The organism is Pseudomonas sp. P4_D7, assembly GCF_056401755.1.
The window spans coordinates 1-4,708 of record NZ_JBFUIR010000101.1; the positions used below are offsets into that span (position 1 = coordinate 1).

Sequence of the window (4,708 nt, forward strand, 5' to 3'; positions counted from 1 at the left end):
TCCAACAGTTGTTCCCGTCGCAGCCATGCTCACCTCCCTGTCGTTACACGCATCATCGCACGGGAGCGGGACTTCCTGCGGAGTTCCATTCCGCGACGGCCTCGCTGTCGCACAAGCTGAAAAATGCCGGTGCAGACCAACATCTGGAAAATCGCTCTCTCCCCCTCGAGAGGGAGCCATGCGTGTCCTGCGAAGACGTGCCGGCACCGCTGGTGAGCACCAGTCCCAGCGCCGGGATGTCTACCGCCGAATCAAGCGCCATTGGTGTGCCGTGCCCGACAAATCGCCGGCTCACAAAGTCAGGCGGCCTCCGACTCGACCGAGGCGAGGGCAACGACGGGCCTCTCATCGCGCTCCCCGGGGGGAGTGACTTCCTGTCGCCGCAACTCGGCATCAACGGCATACGCAGCGCGCGCCCTGAAGACCCAGCGCCCAAGGTTCCACAACATCAACAGGCCGTAAACAAGCGCCAATGCCCCGAGCGCGCGCTGGCTTCGCACCGACTCCCGTACAAGGGCCGGCAGGCGCGGGTCTTTGAGCACATCGCACGCAGCGCCCCGGTCCAGCCCGAAATCCGCCGGGTCATCCTTGCCCGCACAGTCTTGCTTGGTCATGGCCAGCCATTGCGCTGTCCCGAGCGGCCTTCCCGAGGTGTCGCCAAAAACGGCCCAATGGTCGGTCGCCTTGAACTGCAACACGRCACCCTTCGCCGACAAACCAATCGGTGAACAAATCACCATGAGCCCGCCGACCAAAAGAACGAGGAATATCCACCACCCGTGTGCCCTGACTGTGGGGAGGCGCTTGTTCATTGCGAGTTTCTTGCGATCAAAATAATCCCCGCAGTCGCACAGCGTGCCGAGGTCGATGTGATGCTTCGTCGCCCAGCTCGTCACACGGCGCGCCTGGGCTAGGCTGTCGGCCCAGCCGAACAACATGCGGTATTCGAGCAGTTCGACCCGTTCGCGAACATCGTCGGACAGCCAGGTGGGATTCCTTGCCTCCTTGCGCCGGAAACCGTGCCAGAGACGGTGGCGGAGCGGGAAGAGAGACTGTCCCCGCATCACGACCACCACGACGGGCACCAGTACAAAGAGAGAGGTGATGTAGGGTGCAAAGTGCAGTACATGGGTCAATGAACTCGCGTCCATGGCCGGTGTGACTCCTCGGGCAATGTGGGTAACGGTGTGTTTCAGGAAAGATGGAGCGTCTCGCGGACGACGGTCTGCGCGAGCGCCTTGATGACTTCCAAGGCGACTGTCGACCCTGCCTTGCCCATGCGTGACTTCACCGCTTTCCAGACGGTCTCGTCGCGCAGGTTGTCGATGAAGTCATGACCGGCTGGTGTCAGCCGCCTGGCGATGACGGACAGCGGGATGTGCGTGCGAACGCCGGTCGACGGATACCGGGGATCCGGCCCGACAGCCAGCCCGCCTTCGACAATCTGGGCTAGGTGATAAGCGACCTGCTCCTCGGTAAATCCTTCCACTTCGTGTGCCTGGGTCAGTGGTGCATCGCTCGCTTCGATATCGAGCAGCAAGCACCGGTACAAGTCTGCGTCGCGTTTCATTCTTAATCCTTTGGTCGACCCTTGCGCGTCAACGCCCCTGGTGCGCAAGTACAGTATCCGGACCTCATCTCAAAGGCTGAGACCCTGGGGGGGGGCAATCCCGAGCGTCACTGTCGGCCATGAGATAACGGAAGCTGGGTCCCTGCATAGCGGGAGTATCCCGGGACAAAAGACGCGCGACGCAGCTTTTTCGCCAATCCGGGAAACCATCACAGATGGTCAGGGTGTTTCGGGCTCCAGGCCGATTGTGGCGTCATGCATCATCTGCTTGCCGTACTTTGCCGGCCCAACCCCAGGAAACGCCATGCATCCCACCCAAATCGCAGCCTACCTCTCGGCCACAGTGTTCGTTCTCTCGCAAGTTGCGGTTCGGAGGCATAGGCGGGGGTCTTTCCAATCTGTGGAACCGCTGGCCAGTGATCGCGTTCTGTACCGTCCGCCGACACATGCGACTGAAGGCATTGATTGATGCCTATTGCACGGGTCGACCGGAAATACGCGCGCGGATTCTGCACTGGACCCGCATGCAGGAAAGCGGATTCCCGGTCGACTTCAACCCCGCCTGGGAAAGAGGAACGCCGACAGACAAGCGCTATTTGCGGAAGTTGATCCTGGAAATCAAACCCACGCTTATTGGCACCCTTAACGCCGAAAAAGAAGCGGAATATCTCAGGAGAAAGGTCGAAATTGCGATTGCTGGGGACGACCGGGTGTTGTTGAACAAAGCACTACCGGGGTCCTTTTCTCCCTCGAACAAACTCCGCCAGCGCCTCTGAGCCGAACTCAAAGAAGTGCCAGTGGTCGGAGCAAACGAGTTCATTCGTGGGGGCATCTACGAACCACTGGCCTGCCACAGGCGGCAGTAGACCCTCACCTTTAGTCTGCCGGTCCCGGTTCTGTTTTTTCCGGAGAGCGTCCCTTCCCTTGATGGCAATAATGAGCGCGAGAATGAACGGGGCCAGCGCCCCGTCTGCTTTGTCAGCCAAAGAGGCCAGCGCCGAAAGGTCATCCGTGTCGGCACTCGCCAACAATGCGAGGACAACGGATGAACTGGGAACGTATATCCCCTCGATGTCTGTCCCGGCATGCCTGGCGTCGATGCATTCTTCCACTTCGTACTGAAAAATGGTCACGGATTTCCTCGACGTTGATTCAACCGAAACAGAACCGACAATGCGGTGTTAGCGCAAGATGCGGATGGAGGAAATGTTGCTGTCGAACACATTCTTGCTGGCAATGGCCCTTTCCATTCCGAAGGGTCTACAGGGCGTCACCGCGTAGACCCTTCGTCAGTCATGAAAGCCCTGCACGAATGCGACAGGCTCACCATTGACCGGAGGTGTTCCCACCGCTCGCGGTGGAGTGCATCACATCCAGTGCGCGAGGGCGCCCGATGTTGCCGCCGAAAGAAGAAACAGAAGCAAGCCTGCCAGATATCGTCGACGGAGCACTTGCCCTCGCTCAGTCAAAAGCCCGGGCGAGAAAATGGCATTCAGAGGATTTTCGGCCAGGTTCCGGGAACGCGAAGCGAGCGGGCGCTTGAACTGACGGAGCATCGCCACCCCTGCCGCACCCGACCAGAGAATCGCAAAGAYGGCTGTCGTCGCAGAAAAGATAAACCCGTAGAGCATGATGGTAACCAACCGCAAAATGCAGCGCCGGTCTTACCGCCGACACCAACGCAAGCACCGAAAATCCAATTCTCGTCTGTGACTGAGGACGGGCCTTGCCCGGCAGTCAAACCGACTTTTTCAACCGCCTCCGTAATACCGGAAAGACGAGTACGACCCCGGCGAAAAGTGTTGCCGATACAAGGTCGATGGATGCCAGCATCGTCCAACGAAACAGTTCCTCGGGAACCCCCTCGTGTCTGCTCAGGATGTAACCGCCCCCCAAAAGCAACACGCCGAATGTGCAGAGCCAAACCGCAGAAGCTGGGAATGCCCGTTGGAAGTTGAAAAAAACCAGCGCTACCAGTGTCGTCAGGAAAGCGAAGGTCTCGACCACCGGCATGGCGTAAAAAGGTTCTGGGCTGTTTCCCCAGTGGGGGCCGCCATCAACTGCACGCGCTCCCGCTAAAGCGAGAAGGCAGGCGACGGCGCACACAGCCGAGAAAATGGACGACCTCACGACGTATTTGTTGGTCATCATCCGTGCCCCGTCCAGATATGCAATCAGTGGCCAAAGATTGTACCCAAGCGCGGGCCAGCAAGTGTTGCGGAGTACGACGTACCCGAGAACCCACCCACGCCAACGCCCGGGGATGCCTTTAGCCCCCTGGACAAGCCATACGACACGTTGCCACAGGCATCCTTGGTGGCAGAGCCCCCGAGCCCCAGAATAAAGGCCGCATCGCCTTCGATGTATGGCGTGGTGCTTACGCCGGTCGTAGGAGCCTCGGTCGTTCCTGCGCCTGCATTCGGCCCAATGCCGAAAAAGTAGCCGTTGCTCTTTTTGGGTTCCGAAATGTTGAGCTGTGCCTGGTTGAATCCGCGCGAATTCCACCCGTCGATGGTAAAGCCTCCCTGAAGATTGATTGAAAAGCCGGTCGACGGGCTGATGACGGTGAGGTTGAGCCCGAACGCATACTGCCAAGCCAATCCGAGAGGGTCGACAAGAACAAGCGGCTGACCTCCGACATACGCGTACAGCGACGGGCCTGCGTCGAGACCCAGGGGGTCGGCCTCAAGGTAGCGCCCGGTCGAAGCGTCATAATCGCGGTGCAGGTTGTAGGTGATGCCGGACTCTGCATCAGAGTACTGCCCGGGCGCACGCAAGTTAAGCAAGTAGCCAGTCGAAGACACTGGCGCAGATTCTCCGAACGGGTTCGACGCGTAGGGCCACGACCAAAGCACAGCGCCTGTCGTCGAAGTTGCCGCCCGGGGAGTTCCAACGGTGTCCGCTGTGACGAAGGCAACTGCTGACGATGTCGCCGATTGGTCCACCACACCAATGGGCATGCCTGCCACCCAGATGTAATCGCGGGAGGTAGTGCCGCTATTTTCATCAACGAGCTGACTGCCTTCGTCAAAGACAAACCGCGTCGTGGCACTCCCAGACGTCTTTCCCACGCGTTCAATGTGTGCGTTGTAGGCGTAAGACCCGACGGTGAGCCCGTTTTCCTGAACCACCGTCATG

The 4,708-nt window shown here is 59.4% G+C and carries 5 protein-coding genes; 1 reads left to right on the forward strand and 4 read right to left on the reverse strand.

Annotation, left to right across the window (positions count from 1 at the left end; all coding sequences use genetic code 11):
• Nucleotides 1-299: 299 nt before the first annotated feature.
• Nucleotides 300-1,151, reverse strand: a complete 852-nt coding sequence (locus AC1DVF_RS28370; protein WP_477783535.1) for a DUF6216 family protein — start codon at nt 1,149-1,151, stop codon at nt 300-302.
• A gap of 41 nt (nt 1,152-1,192) precedes the next feature.
• Nucleotides 1,193-1,570 (reverse strand): DUF2513 domain-containing protein, encoded by a 378-nt coding sequence (locus AC1DVF_RS28375; RefSeq protein WP_477297055.1) that lies wholly within the window; start codon nt 1,568-1,570, stop codon nt 1,193-1,195.
• Nucleotides 1,571-2,016: 446 nt separating this feature from the next.
• Between AC1DVF_RS28375 and AC1DVF_RS28380 the strand changes: the two genes are divergently transcribed.
• Nucleotides 2,017-2,346 carry a hypothetical protein gene (locus AC1DVF_RS28380; protein WP_477297054.1) on the forward strand — a complete coding sequence of 110 codons (330 nt, stop codon included), beginning with the start codon at nt 2,017-2,019 and terminating at the stop codon, nt 2,344-2,346.
• Nucleotides 2,347-3,307: 961 nt separating this feature from the next.
• Here the strand turns inward: AC1DVF_RS28380 and AC1DVF_RS28385 are convergent.
• Together AC1DVF_RS28385 and AC1DVF_RS28390 are read right to left on the reverse strand one after the other, a co-directional pair.
• On the reverse strand, nt 3,308-3,721 hold the full coding sequence (locus AC1DVF_RS28385) for a hypothetical protein (protein WP_477297050.1): 414 nt from the start codon (nt 3,719-3,721) through the stop codon (nt 3,308-3,310).
• A 23-nt stretch (nt 3,722-3,744) separates the two neighbouring features.
• Nucleotides 3,745-4,708: RHS repeat-associated core domain-containing protein (locus AC1DVF_RS28390; protein ID WP_477783536.1), on the reverse strand; the 964-nt coding region annotated here is incomplete at its 5' end.